Raw genomic sequence first — 15,308 nt, forward strand, 5'->3', positions numbered from 1 at the left:
ACCCTCAATTGGCGGCTCTAAGAAACTCCATCATGTTGCTGTTGAAGACCCCTGGCGCCTGCCAGTGGGCGGCGTGGCCTGCCTCGACAAACACGGGCGCTCCGGTCCAGACGTTCTTGTAGGGAAGTCTCGCAAGATAATCAGTCCGGACAAACGGGTCCGAAGCTCCCTGAACGACTGCGAACGGACGATCATCCTCGGTGATCGTGCGGACCTCATCCGCTCCTACGCCGCGCATGCCGTTGCGCACCATCCAGTGGCGAGCATCGCCGTCGGTCCGAAGCGCCGTTTCGATCTGCTGAGCGGGCGCCAGGCGCGCGCCCATCATCGCCCGCACGTAGCGGATCGCATCCTCGCGCGAAAAGACGCGCTTGCCCGCGAGAGCGGTTGACGGCGTCCAGTTGAAGCCGGCGGCTATGCCGTCGGGGTCGAGGCTCACGGGAGGAGTGCCAGAGACCAAGAGCGATTTCACGGCACCGTACCGCGCCATCATCTCGATGCCGATATGACCACCGAGCGACCATCCGACCACGTGGTAGCTCCTGTGACCCAATTCTCCCATCAATGCATGAAGTACCGCCGCGTAGCCGGGAAAGCTGTACGTGGACCGGGGCGTTTCAGAGCGGGCGGACGATCCGTGCCCCGGAAGATCCGGGATCACGAAGCTGTAGCCGCCTGCGCAAAGCGGAGGAACTTGCTTCGCAAAGACGTCTTTGCTCGAGGAATTCCCGTGAATCAGCAAAACGGCGGCGCCGCGGCTGCTCTTGTGCTCGCAATAGCTCAACCTCAAGCTCTTGATGACTCGAACAAGCGACCGCATAATTCTTTTCCGAGCCCGCAAACGGGCGCGCCTCGAAAACCATTACGCCGGAGCGTGAGAATTCACGCGTCGACGGCTACAACTCTCGGCATTATCTGTTTTGTAATTCCCGTGATTGATGCACATTGTAATCGAGACGGTCTACACGTCAAAGCGTGTAAATATCCGGCGTTGAACTCCCGGTCCTTGGAAGGCCGGGAAAGCTCGTACTTTTGTTGGTATCCCGAAGCTGTTCGACCTGCGAAGGCGCGTTCCTGCCCCGATGGGGCGACCGAAGAGGAAGAGGCGTCTGTATCGTCAAGGACGGATTGGCCGCCCGTGGACCTCACCGAGCTTCCCTCGCCCGCCCGGCGGCTACGATTGGCACGCCAGCGTCGAGAATGCCCCGTTGACTTAGGATCATCCGCTGGCCAATTCCCACGTCTTAGCAAGCAATGGGCAGCGCGCCGCTACACGTTAAAGCGTTTATGCGACATATCGCATGTAGGCAGGAGACGGTGATGCTTTCATTGCTGATGCGAAAGGACTCCGGTACCTCGCCCAGAGGCACACTGGCGCGCAACGTCCGCCGATTGCGGCTCGAAAGCGGGATGACGCAAGAGGAGCTCGCCGCTAAGGCTGCGACAAGGCAGGCGCTTGTCAGCGCCGTCGAGGTGGAGACCGCCAATCCGACATTGGATTCGATCACCCGCATCGCCGCCGCGCTTGGCGTCGGCATAGCCGATCTCTTCGGCATTTCTCGGAAGTAAGGTTCGCCTGACCCGTCCACACCGCTGGCATCGGCGCCGCGGTTCAGGATGTCGTGCGGCGGGTAGATCTTCGTACGCTTTCCTCGGTGCGATGGGACCGTGCCTTTTCGTCGAACAAATCGGCCATGTGCACCTCGAGTGCCGCGGCGATCGCATCCAACATCAGTATGGTCGGGTTGGAGCGGGCGTTTTCGATCAATGAAACGGCCCCCTGCTCGATACCGAGGGCCGCCGCCAAATCGTCCTGGGTCAAATTCCGCGCCCGGCGCAAGCGTCTCACGTTAGCCGCGAGCAGCTTAGCCGCCCTCGCCTCTCTTTGTGGAAACCGTTTGCCGAATCCCGATCGAGCCATGGAGGCGAACGTCCGGATTCCGCAAAAATAAGACCATGTGATTTATCATATATTTGCGATTGATCATCCAGGATGCTTCCTTTCTCGGGAGGCACGAATGGGTCTTTATTCTTTGCAGGGCACGATTTCTCGATTGGGTCAGTGCGAATTCGACAACGATCTTTTATGCATACGTGGAGATCACGACGCATGACGAAAACAGAAGATTATTGAAGAAGGTCGCCGTCGCTGCTGACATCGAAGCGTCGATGGGCGTCGGCACCGCAGGAGAGTCCTTCTTCGACGACGTGTTCGTCTATGGTCGGCGGTTCTTGAGCCAATTTTGGGGACTGAGAACCGCGGATCGGAGCGTAGTCGACAGCGTGGACCTTCGTAAGATCCTCGCTTCGGCAAATCTTGTCAGGGGAATTCTTCTGACGCCGTTCATGGGTTACGGCTTGCCGAATCTCCTGGCGGGGATCGGTCAAGCGTGGACACTTCTTACGGGATCCGGCAACCGCAGGGCGTTCTTCGCTGGAGGACACATCGCCTCTCCTCGCGCCATGCCGCCTCCACTGCCGCTCTCGGAGGACCTGGGACCTGCAATTCGCGGCGCCATGGAAATATTGGCGAAAGCGAGGGCGCGTGAAAGCGGCGGAAGGTGATGCGGTCCTGGATATCGGCCTTCCTTCTCGGCGCGTCGATTGCGTTCGCGCCGTCATGCGGGGCCGCAGCCCTTCGCGAGTTCTTCTCCAGCACTTCGGGAAAGCAATGCCGCGACCTGTCGAAGGAGCATCTCAGTAGGTGGGTCTGCCCGGGACCTCACGGCCTTCAGGCGACCTTCTTCGATGGGGGAAACGTCGTCGGCATCTCCTTCGGTATACCAGGCGCCGTGCCCGCAAGCACTTGGCGCGGAGCTGGACGTTCCTTCGGCGATCGGGTGCAATGGTTGCTCAACCCTTTGGGTGATGCGAAAGCAGCGATCTTAAGAACGTGGGAAGTTGGAGAAAACGACGAAACGGTTCAAGCGCTGAGAATTTTCATTATTGAAGGCCATCGTTCGTGCGAGCGAGGACAAGTGAGAGCCGATCTTCCCGGTGCCAACGAGCGCGCTCGGTGGGTGGCCGAGGTGGCGGTTTCTCGAGGCGTTACTTGTCACCGGTAGGATCGATCAACCGCGAAGGGCGGCGGCAGCACCCAGGGATTGCCCGAGTTGGCCCAGAGACGACGCAGCGGTTCTGTTTCGCACGCCGAGGCTGGCGACGCCTTGTTTCTACCGGTCGATATCAAGCACGCATAGCGCCGCCCCCTGCCAGCCGGCCATGATTTGGCGCGAAACTGACCATCCACCAAGGTTGGCGGACGGCGTCAAAGCGCTAGAGGAAGGAATTCTTGGGGTCTTCATCGCGGAAGGTTGCAGACGAGCGCGGAGGAAATATATAGAAGCTTCAATTGCCGGGATTTCGTGATTTGCTGCGATGCAAGCCAAGCGAGCGGCATCAAGGACAGCCCTCCGCTACGGATGTTGGCCGTCGGAATGGTCAATGTTCAGGAAGCACGATGCATGAAGGAGAGATTTCAGGGCGCTGCCAACCGCGCAAATCTGCTTGCTGCGCTTAGGCGCCAAGAATTCGTCGGCGGGAATCAAGAGATCGCAGAGGCCGCGGCCGACATTGGCGAGATCGTCGAATATCAGGACGGCGAAAAGCTGATCACGCAAGGGGCGGAGGACAACGAGATATTCCTTTTGCTCGCGGGCACGGTCTTGATTCTGATCAATGGCTACGAATATGAACGGCGAAAACCGGGGCAGCATATCGGCGAAATGGCGGCCATCGAGCCGTCGCTCAAGCGGTCCGCAACGGTCGCCGCCGCCGAGACCGTGGTCGCGCTGAAACTGACCAGCGCCGATTTCATGGCGCTTGGCATAAGTTATCCGCAGATCTGGTTGCCGATCGCACAGGAGGTGTCTCGACGCCTTTTTCAGCGCAATTCGACGATACCCGTGCCGAATGCAGCGCCCAAACTGTTCGTCATCTCGTCCACCGAGGCAAAGCATGTCGCGCACGCGCTGCGCGACGGTCTGAATCCGGACGTTTTCAGCACCGTGTGGGATGACGGTGTGTTCTTTGCCGGCGGCTATCCGCTCGAACATCTCGAAAAACAAGTCGCCCAATCGGATTTTGCTATCGCGATTGCCGAGCCCGACGACATTGTCCGATCACGCGGCCACCAGTCGCCCACCTTGCGCGACAACGTCCTGTTCGAGCTCGGACTGTTCATGGGCAAACTAGATCAGCGTTTCCATGGTTCGAATCATATCAGGCTGCATCGGCAAGCTTATAGGACCAGGTGTGGATGACGGGATGGCGATTGACGTCGTCGATGCCGGCCATGATGCGTCCCTTGAGTTCGTGCTTTGATGTCACTCGGATGTGACGCAGGACAGAGCGGGCAAACTTGGAGAAGAAGCCCTCGATGAGGTTGAGCCAGGAGCCGTGCTTTGGCGTGAACGTGAAGCCGAAGCGGCCTGCCGGTCGGGTGTCGAGCCAGGCTCTGGTTTCCCTCGAGATGTGTGCCGAATGATTGTCGAGGATCAGCTTGATCGCGGTGCTGGCCGGATAGGCGGCATCGAGAAGCTTGAGGAATTCGATGAACTCGCGGCTGCGATGGCGATCTCTGACGAGCGCGTGGACCTTTCCGGTGAGCAGATCTATCCCGGCCAACAGGCTGAGCGTGCCATGGCGTTTGTACTCATGATCCCGCGCAAAGGTGGCGTGGATGCCGGGCTCAGGCGGCAAATCCGGCGCCGTGGTCGCGATGGCCTGAATTCCCGGCTTCTCGTCGCAAGAGACGATCGCCACCGGTTTTCCCCGCTTCTTGGATCTGGCAGGGGCTTTTTTCAGGACATCGACTTCACGATAGACGCACAGAACCTCCGCCATCTTCTGTTCGAACGCGGCGTCGCGATTTTCAAGATAGTAGCGCACCTTGTGCGGCTTGATTGCCTCTTGGCCGAGAAGCTTGCACACCGTGCCTTGAACCAGACGGGCGAGACATTCGTGCCCCGCCGCCGGTCCGTGCTCGCGCGCATGACGGGCCAAAAGCCGCGTCGTCCACAACTCGTGTGGATAGCCGTGCTCCTTGGCCTTGTCGCACGCCAAAGACACCAACCAGGCCTTGGCCTCAGGCGTGATCACCGGCTCCCTGCCCGGTCGCGGTCGGTCGTCGAGTGCCGCCAGTGCGCCGTACGCCACGGCTCGCTCGACGCAGCGTTGGACCGTCTAATGGTGCACGCGAAGCCGTTGTCCCACGGCAAAGAACGATGGCTGTTCGAGGTAGGCGAGCAGCATCGCTGCCCGCGACACCCGGCTCGCCGGTTCCGTCCTCGACCGCGAAAGAGCCGTCAACACTTCAGCCTCCTCATCGGTCAGCGCCAACTCGACCGCTTGCCGCCACTTCGCCATGACGCCACTCCTCGTTCAGCCAAACACAAACGAGGAATCCCGCAACAAATCATCCGTTCCATCAGTGCCAATTTCATGGAATCGGTCGTCTAGGCCGTCACCGTGCCATCGCGGTGCATCCGCGCGTCAAGGATCTCTGGATTCCTACCGATTTGCAGGGGTTGACCGTGATCCCCTACGAACCGGGTGACGAGAGCACGGTAAATCTGCGCTTGAAATCGGTATGCGAAGCCGTCCGCAAACTGGTCCAGGTGCGGGGCGTCCGCATATTCAACCCGGCATAAATCCCTTAAGCCAGCGGCCGATTTCGCGAAGCCTGCTCTCCGCGTGGCCGCCGTTTTCCAGAACTACCTGCACCTCCTCGGGCCTCCAGGTTGGCCGGAACACGGACGCAGAGAGTTGGACGTTGCCGATGAAGCCGACGCGGGCGATGACGAGGACTGCAAAATTTACGCCGACGTCTGCCCTTTCGACGAGAGCCTGCATGGTCGCGATATCCTTAGGGCTTGGGAGGGGTTCGAAGCTCGGATGCGAGTGCCATTCGCCCAGGTAGTTGTAGCGAGTGAAGTCGGCGCCCGTCCTGGCGAAGAAGGAATCGAGCTGGGCTTGATGCTGCGTCGGATCGCGTACGAAATGAGCGCTCGAACCGCCCGTGCGCTGTACGGTGACGTCGACCACGCGAAACGTTTCCTCGCCGACATGCTCACCGAGCAGCAGACCGCCGATTTCCCGCCGCCTTGCTCGGCGCATTTCGCTATGGAGTTGTTTCAGGACCCGACGTGGCAGCAGCAGTTTCATTTATCAGCTTCTTGAGAAGAGCCTGGATGCGTTCTGTCTCTAGTCTGGCAAGTTCCAGGTCCGGGGTGGACGGAAAAGTCGCAGCGGCAACGCCGACATCGATCGGCCTTGTATCGAATGGCTGCTGAAAGACCCAACGCTGCGACAAACCTATCATGTAGACAGAAGTCGGGAACATAGAGGGGACCCGAGGTATCAGCGTGTCGATGGCCAATCGTGCGGCATGCGCCGCGATCGCGGTCACATCCGCGTCGTCGGCGATCATGGGGCCGTCGTCGCCGCGCGTCTCGTAGTCCTGGCCTGCGCGTTCGGGCGGCAATCCTTGATCGACGGACCACTGTTCGATCTGGGCTCGCATCGTCGCGGGATCGGGTTCGATGCCGTGCCGATGGCGAGCGATCAGGCCGCCGAATCCTCCTCCGAACACTCGCGCCCACACCATTGCCTTCCTGCCAACGCTCACGGCAGCGCAAAGATAGTTGAAGACGCGAGCATCCGCGGAGACATCGACGATGAGGTCGAACGTGCCCAGGGCTTCAATCAGGGTTTCGACGCTGTCGCTCGAATGTTGTCCGCCCAACCGGTATTTCCGGACGTCGCGCGCGGCATCGGGATTGACGAGTTCGATACGACGCGCGACCGCATCGACTTTATGATAGCCGACTTCGCGCCAATCGAGATCGTTGCGGACGACGTTATCCGGTAGCATGACGTCGTCATCGACGAGCAGGAATTTGCCGACGCCAGCGCGCGCGAGCATTGCCGCGACTTTGCTCCCGAGCGAACCGCAGCCGACGATCGCGACGCTGCGTGCCGCGAGAGCGGCGTGTTCCGGATCGAGGCGCCCCACTTCGCGCTGCGGCAAGACCATGCTCAATCGCTGGGCCGTGTTGTCGTCCCAGACCGCGTAGCCACGAAAGACCTCGCCTTTAACGATGAGCACGTACCGAACGTCCGGTACGCTAAACCCGATCGCAAGCGCCGCGTCGTACAGGTCGGCCCGCGTGGTTACGCGCGGCAGCGGCTGATCGCCAGGCCAGCACAGGATCATTGCCTGGAGGGCATATCCTTCGTCGACGACAGTCCGCGGCACCGAGGCGTCGGTCCATTTCTCGCCGGCTAGGTCCATTGCCCAATCGAGCACATAGACCGCGGACCGCTCTCGATAGGTCCCCACGACGGAAGCTTCGCACATTTTTCCGGCCGCCAAGGTCTTCATGAACGAGGCCGCGGAGCGCGTGAGCACAAATCGCATGCGCTCGCTTCGGAGGTCCTGTCCGAGGGTGGTGGCGTGGCGCGAGGCGACCATGCCGTTCTCGCCTGACGGCGGATTTTCGACCAAGAGCAGACGATGGGCGCTCTCGATCATGGCAGCGCCCGTGATATCCGGATGCCAATTGTCGGCGCCGAATTCCAAGCACAGTTCGCCGCCCGCTCCCCATTGATGACTCGACCACCTGGCGGTCTCGTCGCGCGGGAGGACCAACGGCGGCGAATGCGGGAAATGGTTCGGATAGCGCAGCGAGATCACGTAGGTTCGGTCGCCGATCCTTATGTCCGCGTCCCAAATCTGACGTAGCGACGTGTCCATTCGCCATTCGCCGGGAACGAGCCAATCCGCGCGCGAAACCAGCGCCTCAAGTTCGGCCCTTTCGCGTTGGGCACGCTCGGGGTGCTCGACCGACCAGATCACGCAAAACCGTCGGGGGTCGAAGGACCGGTACGGCGATTCGGAAAACTGAGTGGGGGCGCCACCGCTGCGGCAGGCTTGAGCAGTCCCGCCGAATCCATCGCCTTGGATGCTTTTGCTGCCTTGTCATCCTTGGCCGAAAGCTCTTCGACCGCAGCTTCATAGTACAGGTTGGATCGTTTGCGGCTAGAGCCGAAGATGTTCCTCACGGCCTCCGTCGCTGCATCATAGGCTTTCTGGCCAATCGCGGTTTCGGTTCCGGCGGAACGCTTCTGCTCGTTCTCGGCGGTCACGACTCCACGGCTCACCGAGCAGCGCACCAGATCACCTTTCATGCCCAGGCGGGTCACGGTCATCGGTCCATACTCGAAGCCGATGGCGAGGCCAAGGGTCGTAGCATCGGTCCCTTTGTCCTTGAGCCTCTTCAGCGCCAGATCAAAGCTGCTGCGCATAGCGGAGGCGCACAGCGTCGCGTTGCTGATCGTCTCCTCGGCTTCCGTCGTTTGCGCCGTCCCCTCGACCAGAAGGCCATGCACGCAGTCACCGATATAGCGAATTTTGCGGCCCGCGAAATCCTCATGCAGCACGGCATCGAGCTCGGTGCGCAAGATGTCGAGCGCCCGCACGACGTGTTTGGCGTCCGCGTCGGTCGTGATGTTCTTGCCTACATATGCCGTGAATCCGTCGATGTCGGCATAGATGGTTGCGGCATCTTGCCGGCGGGAATTCTTCACCGATAGTTCTTCGATATCGAGCGTCCGGAAGGGCGGCGTGTGACCGGAAAACTCGAAACTCCCGATCGGATTCTTGTCGAGATCGTCTTTCCATTCCTTCACGATCTCATCCGCGTTCACGCCCAGTTTTGCCTCGTCTTGCGATGCCTTGATCTCGGTCGGTGTAAGCGGAGTGGTATCCTCGTTCTTGACGTCGGCCAGGCCGATTGCCTTGCGGGCCTTGTTGGTGAGGTAAATTCCGGTCGACTTGCCGCCTCCGGAACGCTTCGCCGCATAGTTTGCCGGCTCGCCCAGGAATAGCGGCTCCCGATGCCCCCGACGTCCGTTGTTTACGGCAAGCGCCAGGCCGGTGTCGATTCCCACGCGCATGTCGGCGGCGGGATGATCGGCATCTTCGCCGGTTTGAGCCAGCACGTCGATGACAAGTTGCCCAACGGCAACAGCCTTATGGACCCGCTTCGCCTCGGAATCATACGGCTTGGTTACGACCGAATGCAGACGCTGGTTGTGGAAATCGACGAAAAGGGCATCCACTCTCAGCAGCACGCGATGCACAGCCCGGTAATGCAGATTCAAGAAGCGCAACGTTCGACGATGGCAAGTCTCACCTTCTACGTCGGTCACGTGCAGCATGTCATTGAGATTCAGGATATCGGCGTAGAGATGCACGCCGTTGACCCGGTACGCCACATGCCGAGGCAAGTTACCGAGATCGGTGTCCCGCACGTATTCCTTGATTTCGATGTCTTTCAGCGGAAGCCCATCGATCTTGGCATCAAGGCGCTTGGTCGCTCGATCCCTATTCCATGTCCGCGTACCCATTTATACCTCGATGCCATGCTCGATCGCGCGGGTGCGATCATCATGTGTTGACGGAATCCGATTAGGTCTGGTTAACCGAAGTGGTTCTGAGCAAGGTTAATTGCAAGCTGTTATCCTCAGATTTCGCATCTCGGCCGAACCAAGGGCGCACGAGCGATGCGTCCTCGGTCGCTATCCTAGTTATCGCTGACCGAGTTGTGCCTTCAGTGATCGATGGAATTCGCGGAAAGCCGTTCTCCGGGCTGAGGAAGCGGAAGCCGTGGCCCTGCGTACTGATTCTTCCTGTACCAGGCGCGTGCTCTTCGAAACCGACGCATACCGGTCCACGTCCTCCTGCGACTGCAGGTACGGCCACTTCCGCAGGAATTCCGGTATCGTGGCCGGCGGATTGATGAAGGACGCCAGCGGTCGTTCCTTTTCCGTCGCAACCCCGATCTCCCACGGTACCCATTGGGATTCGCGCGTCTTGGCCGAGATAACCGCAAGCAGCTGCGTGCATTTCTCCATCTCGGCGCGAATATAGTCCGCTAGATCCGGCCCATTCTTTTCCATGTTTCGGTCGATGACGCCGAGGTACACGTCTATCTGATGATGGATCTTCAGCCTGTAGGCGATGGCGCCCGCGACTTCCGAGTCTTCGTTCTTGTGTGACAGGAATACCTTGATTCCGGACATGGCGATTTTGGCCTTTCGGGTCGTTTTAGACGGTTCTGCGAGGCAGGATTTCTCAGATGCGCTTCAGATTTGCGAGCTTGCGATAGTGCGCGCCTAGCGCCGTTAGCTTGCAGCCCTTCGAGTCGATGGCGGCGTAGTACATGTGCTCCGCCTCGACTGGAGCTATGAGCCCTTGCCTGTTGCACATCTGAAGTTCCTTGAAGATCGCTACGTGTTCTGGGTCCACCGGTAGGTTACGGAGGTGCTCCGGAATATTCTCCCGGTCCGGCTCGTAGGATGGGTCGAGCGGGTAGATGTAGTTTGCGGTCGGAAAGTATTCGGGCAACCGCCGCAGCACTTCGGACGGAATCTTCGCGGGCACCTGGCGCAGCGTTACGAACGTCTGCACGTTCGCCTTGTAGATCGGTCGCTGCTCCCATTCGCCCAGCGTCTGGTCGATCAGCGAGTACAGCGCAGCAGGCGTCACGTAGCCGCGGACGTCGGAGGCGCTGCCGGTCAATCCTTCCAGCAAAAGACCGGTGAAAAGCCCGTGTTGCCCGTCCTCGTCGGCGAGCCCATCCCGGTGACATGCCGTCAGGATCGTGACACCCGTGCCGATGACGGAAACCTGCCCCCGCGAGCCCAATTGGGGCACCTCGCCGGCAAAGCCGGAATGACAGCTGTCGAGGATGATGACGGTTGATTTCACATGAGGATAGGCCTTGTTGGCCAGTTCCAGAACGTCACCCAGTGCCACTCCCCATGCGCCTTTCGCGTGGTTCTGACTGAGCAGGAAGCCGGCGTTTGTTTCCTCGTTGATGAGACCGTGACCAGCGAAATACAGGACCACCGTATCGGCATCGCCCTTGAAGAGCTGGGTAACGGCGTCGAACATCAGGGCGGTTGTGACGACCTGGCTGTCGCTTGTCAGCGCCATTACCGAGAAGTTGGGGTCCCCGTTGGCATGCGTCTCCAGCAACCGTTTGACCGCCAAGGCGTCGTTGACGCACCCGGACAATGGCGAATCCTGATAATGGTCTATGCCGATGACCAGAGCCCGGCCGGCCGTTTTCATCGACCGCCCCCGATCAGCGCCTTCAGGTTCTTCCAGGTCCACTCGTACATCTTGTCGTCGGTCTTCGCCGACTTCGGCTTCTTGCATCCGCCGTCCTTGTAGCCCTGGAGCAGGAAATACGGGACCTTCTCCTCTTGCGCAATCTTGACCTCGGCCGACACGCCCGCTGCGGTGTCGGTGGTCTTGCCGCAGATGACGGCGACGGTGTCGACACCCTTGATTCGAGTGCGCGCCTTCTTTTTCCAATCCTCGCTGATCGCCTCCTTGATGGACCAGTCGGCCAGCTCGAAGGGGCTGTCTTCGAGCTTGGATTGACCGACCAGAAACTCCTTGAGGGCCTCGTCGTGATCGTAGTCGAAACTGATGAAAACCTTGGTTTTTGCCATCTTTAACTCCCGAGTGAGCGCGGGAGTGCGGCCCCGACGTTCCGTTTTTGTAGGCTGTACCTAGGGTTACCCCGAGTATCACGATCCGTTCGCCGGCGTTCATCTGCCGTCGTTGGGAACGGGCTCGGCCGCAGCGGCTGCTGCGAACTGGTGGCCTCGGGATAGTAAGCTCGCGACCCGCACAGTGTCGGACCGGCCTAAGCAATTTTTTTCCGACTTGGGCCGGGTCGTGAGCTAACTTAGGTGGATGGAGATTTTTGGTGGAGAGGACGGCAGCACAGCCGGCCAGGGCGGATGCGCTGCGGGCCCTGACCGACGAGCAGCGGATCAAACTGGAAGTCGACGCTCGGCTTCGGGCCCGCGGTACGTCGTTCGATTTCGAGGACCTGCTTCAAGGGGCGTATGAACGATGGATGACTTCGGACAAGCCCGTGACCGGCACAGCGGAAACCTACGGCTTTCTTCGCGGCGCCATCAGGAGCATCGCCTCCAACGAGCGCCGGCACGCCGCGACGATACGTCGTGTGCATGGCGAGCGCTTCACGGCCGCCGAAGGAGATCCGGATCCGGCCGAAAACGTGGCCGACCCGACGGCCTCGCAGGAGGATTCACTTGTTTTGAATCAGTTCTACGACCTTTGCGCGAACGATCCGGAAATCCAGACGTTGTTGATGCTTCTGGATGAAGGCGCCGAACGCGCCGAAGTGCTCCAAGAGCTCGGTTGGGACGTAACCAAGTACGAGACGGTCCAAAAAAGGAAAAGAAAGATGGTGGCCCGCCTGATAAATGAGGGAAAGATATGACCCGCGCCGGCCGCCCTCCCCTCCGGACCAGACTCCTGGACGAAGTTCTCGAGGAAATGCACGCCTTGGAAGGCAAGGCGCTGGAGGAGTTTCTTGCCGAGACTGGCTTCGATCGTGATGAATTGCTTGCGAGTTACGACCGGTCGTATCGGTCCTTCGAGGCCGCTGCCGGCCGCAGGCAATTCGAAGCGGCCAGAAGGAGGCTTTCTCGAGATGCAACGAATAGGCGCTCGTTGAACATCGAAGCATCCAGGAAGCGCAGCGTGTACGCCGCGGTCAAGGAACACGTGGCGGTCACCGGCGCGATGATGGTCGCCGCACGCAACAGGAAAATCGAGTCGCCGGACGATTTGGACAGCTTCCTGGAGGCTTGTCTGATGCTTGGTGTCATAGACGAGAACGGAAACTTGAAGGACTGAGTGCTTGAAGCCCGCAGAGAAGCTTCTAGTCGATTTGGGAATCGCCGACCCGCAAGACATCGACCTTCCCGCGATTGCGCTCTGTGTCGGTGCCGAGGTCCATTATCGACGCCTTGTCGATTGCGAGGCCCAGATCATCGGCTTTCGCGAACGTGCGGTAATCTACGTGGACGATCGCGTAACGAAGCCGAGGCGAAGATTCAGCACCGGCCACGAGCTGGGCCATTGGTATCATGATCGCGGCTCCTCGTTTGTCTGCAGGTCCGACGACATCGGCAAACCGATCGATGAGCGCTCTAAGAACGCCGAACGTGTGGCGGACGCCTATGCCGGCGATCTCATCCTCCCGCCGTTCATGATCACGCCGAGACTCGCAACGCTGGGCGACATTACGTTGGAGGGGATCGCAGCTCTCTCCCACGATTTTTCGACAAGTCTTACCGCCACTGCCATCCGTGTCATACGCATGACAAGACAGCCCTGCGTCCTGGTCGCGCAGGATCTCGGAGGAAGGCGCTGGCAGTGGCCGAGCATCGTTTGCGGCACTTTAAAGGTTCGCGACGATATCGACCTGCGCTCTAGCGCTGCAACGTCGCTTGCGGGAGCCAACAAGATCGGCCCGGCTAGGAAGGAGCCGGCGCACTATTGGTTCGATCGCCGGCACATCGAACAGTTCGACGTGCGGGTGCAAAGCGTTCGGACGTCCGAGGGCGAGGCTCTAACGCTTCTGAGAATCCTCGATGAAAGGATGATAGAAATATATGGTTGAGGAAGTCGGCGCTTTCAGGGGTTATTGGCTTTCGCCACCGAGCTTCGTTTCCGGCACGACATCCAAGGCATTCAGGACGACCGGCAAATAGTGCATGACTTGATCGCGGTCGCTTTTCTTCTCCTTCTCGTTGAGATCGGGATAAGCGGTGGCTGACTGCCGCTCCCATTGCGACACCAGCATCGGCGGGATAGTGAGCGAGCCGTCCGGCCGGCGTTCGCACTGCTCGTGCATATAGCGCTGCCAGTGTGACCAACGCTCATGCTCGATGCCGGCGAGGGTTTCGATCAGTTCGTCGATCGCCTTCTGTGAGATGGGCGTGCTCATTGGGTCAGATCCGATTGTTTGCGACCAGTCTCCGGTAATGTTCGCCCAGCGCGGTAAGACGAACGGTCTTGCCCTCCATGGCCGCATGCCACATGTGGGGGGCACCTTCCGGAACGAGCAGGCCAACTCTGTTGTATTTCTGCAAAATGGCGAAGATCTCGGTTTTTTTTGGGTCGGGCGGCGGCACGTAGCCGGGCGGGGGCGTGGGGCGTTCCGGCTCGAAGGTCGGATCGAGCTGGTAATGGTGCCCAGCCGCCGGAAAGAAATCGAAGATGCGCCGTAGTTCCGACAATTCGAGCGACGGCTGTACGCGCCGGAGAGAAACGAAACGCTTGACGTTCGTCTTGAAGACAGGCCGCTGCGTCGACCAGTTACCCAGCGATTGGTCGACGTGGGCATAGACGGCGCCGGGAGTTATCTCACCCATCAGATTCGCCGCTTCCCCTCCCAGGGCGTCGACCAGCAGGCTGGTGAACAAGCCACCTCCATTGCTTTCGCTGGCGTATTGTTCGGCGGTCGATGCCGTGAGGATGGTAACTCCGTCGCTGATCTCCGCAGTGCTTGTGTGCGTCGGATGCGAGCCGGCGATGCCACCATGGCAACTGTCGAGCATGATGATCTTATTCTGCGCTTTGGACAGATGAGCCATGGTCATGATTTCGCCGAGCGGCACCCCGTCATGCCCCGTCTTGCAGTCTCCGGCGCATAGATAGCCGCCCGTCGCTTCCAGATGGCCGTGGCCAGCGAAGTATAACAGCGCAACTTCGATGCCGCTGTCTGCGGCGAACAGCTGTTCGATCGCGTCCCGGAATTCCTGACGGTCGACGATGTCGGCAGGCCCCGTACCGGTGATCAGCCTCACTTCAAAATTGAGGGACCCGTCCGCGTTCCGCTCGAGCATCGCCTTGACGGAATGTGCATCGTTGACCGCACCCGTGAGCGGTGTGATGTAGTCGTAGTGGTCGATGCCGACGATGAGCGCCTTTCTGGTCATGCGGATCTCACAGCGTATTGATGAAGTCTTTTATGTTGTCCCATGTCCAGACCGTGGTATTCACGCCTTCAAGATTGGTGCGGTCGTCGCCGTAAGCCCAAATGCCGCGCAGCGGCTCTTTTTCTTCTTTGGCGCACTGAATCTCCCACTTCTGTCCGCTGGAAGATAGGGAGTTCTTGCTGACCAGCGCTATCACACCATCGGACCGCCGGATCCGCGTGCGCACGCGTTCTTTCCAGGCGGTGTCGTACGCTTCCTTCACCGACATGTCGATGTACTCGAAAGGCGATCTCGTGTGCAGCGATTGGCCTTTCATAAAATCGCGCTGCCGCTCGTCTTCGATCGCGAAGGCAACGAATACCACTTTCTTGTCCGCCATTGGGGTCTCCAACACTGGGGCCGACGAACCACCCGGCACGGCCCTGGCTCCGTTTAGCCGCTGACGCGACCGAGATAACCTAGTGGACACC

General features: G+C 59.8%; 19 protein-coding genes. 6 read left to right on the plus strand and 13 right to left on the minus strand.

Going from position 1 to position 15,308, the window contains the following annotated elements; translation table 11 throughout:
- Positions 1-4: 4 nt before the first annotated feature.
- The gene (locus IVB23_RS15890; RefSeq protein WP_247804174.1) at positions 5-820 is read right to left on the minus strand and encodes an alpha/beta hydrolase; all 816 of its coding nucleotides are present in this window, start codon (positions 818-820) and stop codon (positions 5-7) included.
- A 500-nt stretch (positions 821-1,320) separates the two neighbouring features.
- Here IVB23_RS15890 and IVB23_RS15895 point away from each other — a divergent pair, with 500 nt between their 5' ends.
- Positions 1,321-1,569, plus strand: a complete 249-nt coding sequence (locus tag IVB23_RS15895; RefSeq protein WP_247380350.1) for a helix-turn-helix transcriptional regulator — start codon at positions 1,321-1,323, stop codon at positions 1,567-1,569.
- Between the two features lie 43 nt (positions 1,570-1,612).
- On the opposite strand, the gene IVB23_RS15900 is transcribed toward IVB23_RS15895, so the two are convergent.
- Positions 1,613-1,822 carry a helix-turn-helix transcriptional regulator gene (locus IVB23_RS15900; RefSeq protein ID WP_247380348.1) on the minus strand — a complete coding sequence of 70 codons (210 nt, stop codon included), beginning with the start codon at positions 1,820-1,822 and terminating at the stop codon, positions 1,613-1,615.
- A 158-nt stretch (positions 1,823-1,980) separates the two neighbouring features.
- Between IVB23_RS15900 and IVB23_RS15905 the strand changes: the two genes are divergently transcribed.
- Both IVB23_RS15905 and IVB23_RS15910 read left to right on the plus strand, forming a co-directional pair.
- Positions 1,981-2,565, plus strand: a complete 585-nt coding sequence (locus tag IVB23_RS15905) for a hypothetical protein (protein ID WP_247804176.1) — start codon at positions 1,981-1,983, stop codon at positions 2,563-2,565.
- An 899-nt stretch (positions 2,566-3,464) separates the two neighbouring features.
- Positions 3,465-4,262: a TIR domain-containing protein gene (locus IVB23_RS15910; RefSeq protein ID WP_247804177.1), complete on the plus strand. Its 798-nt coding sequence runs from the start codon at positions 3,465-3,467 to the stop codon at positions 4,260-4,262.
- Here IVB23_RS15910 and IVB23_RS15915 read toward each other — a convergent pair.
- The 8 genes from IVB23_RS15915 to IVB23_RS15950 form a co-directional block, all read right to left on the minus strand.
- Positions 4,222-5,157, minus strand: coding sequence for an IS630 family transposase (locus IVB23_RS15915; protein ID WP_247804179.1), 936 nt, complete (start codon positions 5,155-5,157; stop codon positions 4,222-4,224). The two genes, IVB23_RS15910 and IVB23_RS15915, sit on opposite strands and share 41 nt — an antisense overlap.
- 27 nt (positions 5,158-5,184) lie before the next feature.
- Positions 5,185-5,367 carry a hypothetical protein gene (locus IVB23_RS15920; RefSeq protein ID WP_247804180.1) on the minus strand — a complete coding sequence of 61 codons (183 nt, stop codon included), beginning with the start codon at positions 5,365-5,367 and terminating at the stop codon, positions 5,185-5,187.
- Between the two features lie 270 nt (positions 5,368-5,637).
- The gene (locus IVB23_RS15925) at positions 5,638-6,165 is read right to left on the minus strand and encodes a Mov34/MPN/PAD-1 family protein (RefSeq protein WP_247380342.1); all 528 of its coding nucleotides are present in this window, start codon (positions 6,163-6,165) and stop codon (positions 5,638-5,640) included.
- Positions 6,122-7,858: a ThiF family adenylyltransferase gene (locus IVB23_RS15930; protein WP_247804182.1), complete on the minus strand. Its 1,737-nt coding sequence runs from the start codon at positions 7,856-7,858 to the stop codon at positions 6,122-6,124. Before IVB23_RS15930 ends, IVB23_RS15925 begins: the two co-directional genes overlap by 44 nt.
- On the minus strand, positions 7,855-9,411 hold the full coding sequence (locus tag IVB23_RS15935; RefSeq protein ID WP_247804184.1) for an adenylate/guanylate cyclase domain-containing protein: 1,557 nt from the start codon (positions 9,409-9,411) through the stop codon (positions 7,855-7,857). Before IVB23_RS15935 ends, IVB23_RS15930 begins: the two co-directional genes overlap by 4 nt.
- Before the next feature lie 180 nt (positions 9,412-9,591).
- Positions 9,592-10,086: a toll/interleukin-1 receptor domain-containing protein gene (locus IVB23_RS15940; protein ID WP_247804186.1), complete on the minus strand. Its 495-nt coding sequence runs from the start codon at positions 10,084-10,086 to the stop codon at positions 9,592-9,594.
- Between the two features lie 52 nt (positions 10,087-10,138).
- Positions 10,139-11,140, minus strand: a complete 1,002-nt coding sequence (locus IVB23_RS15945; protein WP_247380334.1) for a caspase family protein — start codon at positions 11,138-11,140, stop codon at positions 10,139-10,141.
- On the minus strand, positions 11,137-11,526 hold the full coding sequence (locus IVB23_RS15950; RefSeq protein WP_247804187.1) for a TIR domain-containing protein: 390 nt from the start codon (positions 11,524-11,526) through the stop codon (positions 11,137-11,139). The genes IVB23_RS15945 and IVB23_RS15950 overlap by 4 nt, the downstream gene beginning before the upstream one ends.
- A 260-nt stretch (positions 11,527-11,786) precedes the next feature.
- On the opposite strand from IVB23_RS15950, the gene IVB23_RS15955 reads away from it, so the two are divergent.
- From IVB23_RS15955 to IVB23_RS15965, 3 genes are read left to right on the plus strand one after another with little or no spacing between them, the layout of a single operon-like run.
- Positions 11,787-12,329: a hypothetical protein gene (locus tag IVB23_RS15955; protein ID WP_247804188.1), complete on the plus strand. Its 543-nt coding sequence runs from the start codon at positions 11,787-11,789 to the stop codon at positions 12,327-12,329.
- Positions 12,326-12,748: a hypothetical protein gene (locus IVB23_RS15960; protein WP_247804189.1), complete on the plus strand. Its 423-nt coding sequence runs from the start codon at positions 12,326-12,328 to the stop codon at positions 12,746-12,748. Before IVB23_RS15955 ends, IVB23_RS15960 begins: the two co-directional genes overlap by 4 nt.
- Positions 12,749-12,752: 4 nt before the next feature.
- Complete coding sequence (locus tag IVB23_RS15965; protein ID WP_247804191.1) at positions 12,753-13,517, plus strand: ImmA/IrrE family metallo-endopeptidase; 765 nt, start codon at positions 12,753-12,755, stop codon at positions 13,515-13,517.
- Between the two features lie 21 nt (positions 13,518-13,538).
- Here IVB23_RS15965 and IVB23_RS15970 read toward each other — a convergent pair whose 3' ends face one another.
- Genes IVB23_RS15970 through IVB23_RS15980 form a run of 3 tightly spaced genes read right to left on the minus strand, consistent with a single transcriptional unit; the run spans position 13,539 to position 15,217 of the window.
- Positions 13,539-13,844 carry a hypothetical protein gene (locus IVB23_RS15970; protein ID WP_247804192.1) on the minus strand — a complete coding sequence of 102 codons (306 nt, stop codon included), beginning with the start codon at positions 13,842-13,844 and terminating at the stop codon, positions 13,539-13,541.
- A 4-nt stretch (positions 13,845-13,848) separates the two neighbouring features.
- A complete protein-coding gene (locus IVB23_RS15975) occupies positions 13,849-14,838 on the minus strand; it encodes a caspase family protein (protein WP_247804193.1) in 990 nt (329 codons plus the stop codon).
- 7 nt (positions 14,839-14,845) lie between these two features.
- Positions 14,846-15,217 carry a TIR domain-containing protein gene (locus tag IVB23_RS15980; protein WP_247380312.1) on the minus strand — a complete coding sequence of 124 codons (372 nt, stop codon included), beginning with the start codon at positions 15,215-15,217 and terminating at the stop codon, positions 14,846-14,848.
- Between the last annotated feature and the right edge of the window lie 91 nt (positions 15,218-15,308).

The organism is Bradyrhizobium sp. 191 (assembly GCF_023100985.1).
In the GTDB taxonomy this organism is placed as follows: Bacteria; Pseudomonadota; Alphaproteobacteria; order Rhizobiales; family Xanthobacteraceae; genus Bradyrhizobium; species Bradyrhizobium diversitatis.

Coding starts and splice junctions, on each gene's coding strand:
- IVB23_RS15890 (WP_247804174.1), bottom strand. CDS start 820: ATGCGGTCGCTTGTTCGAGTCATCAAGAGCTTGAGGTTGAGCTATTGC.
- IVB23_RS15895 (WP_247380350.1), top strand. CDS start 1,321: ATGCTTTCATTGCTGATGCGAAAGGACTCCGGTACCTCGCCCAGAGGC.
- IVB23_RS15910 (WP_247804177.1), top strand. CDS start 3,465: ATGAAGGAGAGATTTCAGGGCGCTGCCAACCGCGCAAATCTGCTTGCT.
- IVB23_RS15920 (WP_247804180.1), bottom strand. CDS start 5,367: ATGGCGAAGTGGCGGCAAGCGGTCGAGTTGGCGCTGACCGATGAGGAG.
- IVB23_RS15925 (WP_247380342.1), bottom strand. CDS start 6,165: ATGAAACTGCTGCTGCCACGTCGGGTCCTGAAACAACTCCATAGCGAA.
- IVB23_RS15935 (WP_247804184.1), bottom strand. CDS start 9,411: ATGGGTACGCGGACATGGAATAGGGATCGAGCGACCAAGCGCCTTGAT.
- IVB23_RS15940 (WP_247804186.1), bottom strand. CDS start 10,086: ATGTCCGGAATCAAGGTATTCCTGTCACACAAGAACGAAGACTCGGAA.
- IVB23_RS15945 (WP_247380334.1), bottom strand. CDS start 11,140: ATGAAAACGGCCGGCCGGGCTCTGGTCATCGGCATAGACCATTATCAG.
- IVB23_RS15950 (WP_247804187.1), bottom strand. CDS start 11,526: ATGGCAAAAACCAAGGTTTTCATCAGTTTCGACTACGATCACGACGAG.
- IVB23_RS15960 (WP_247804189.1), top strand. CDS start 12,326: ATGACCCGCGCCGGCCGCCCTCCCCTCCGGACCAGACTCCTGGACGAA.
- IVB23_RS15970 (WP_247804192.1), bottom strand. CDS start 13,844: ATGAGCACGCCCATCTCACAGAAGGCGATCGACGAACTGATCGAAACC.
- IVB23_RS15975 (WP_247804193.1), bottom strand. CDS start 14,838: ATGACCAGAAAGGCGCTCATCGTCGGCATCGACCACTACGACTACATC.
- IVB23_RS15980 (WP_247380312.1), bottom strand. CDS start 15,217: ATGGCGGACAAGAAAGTGGTATTCGTTGCCTTCGCGATCGAAGACGAG.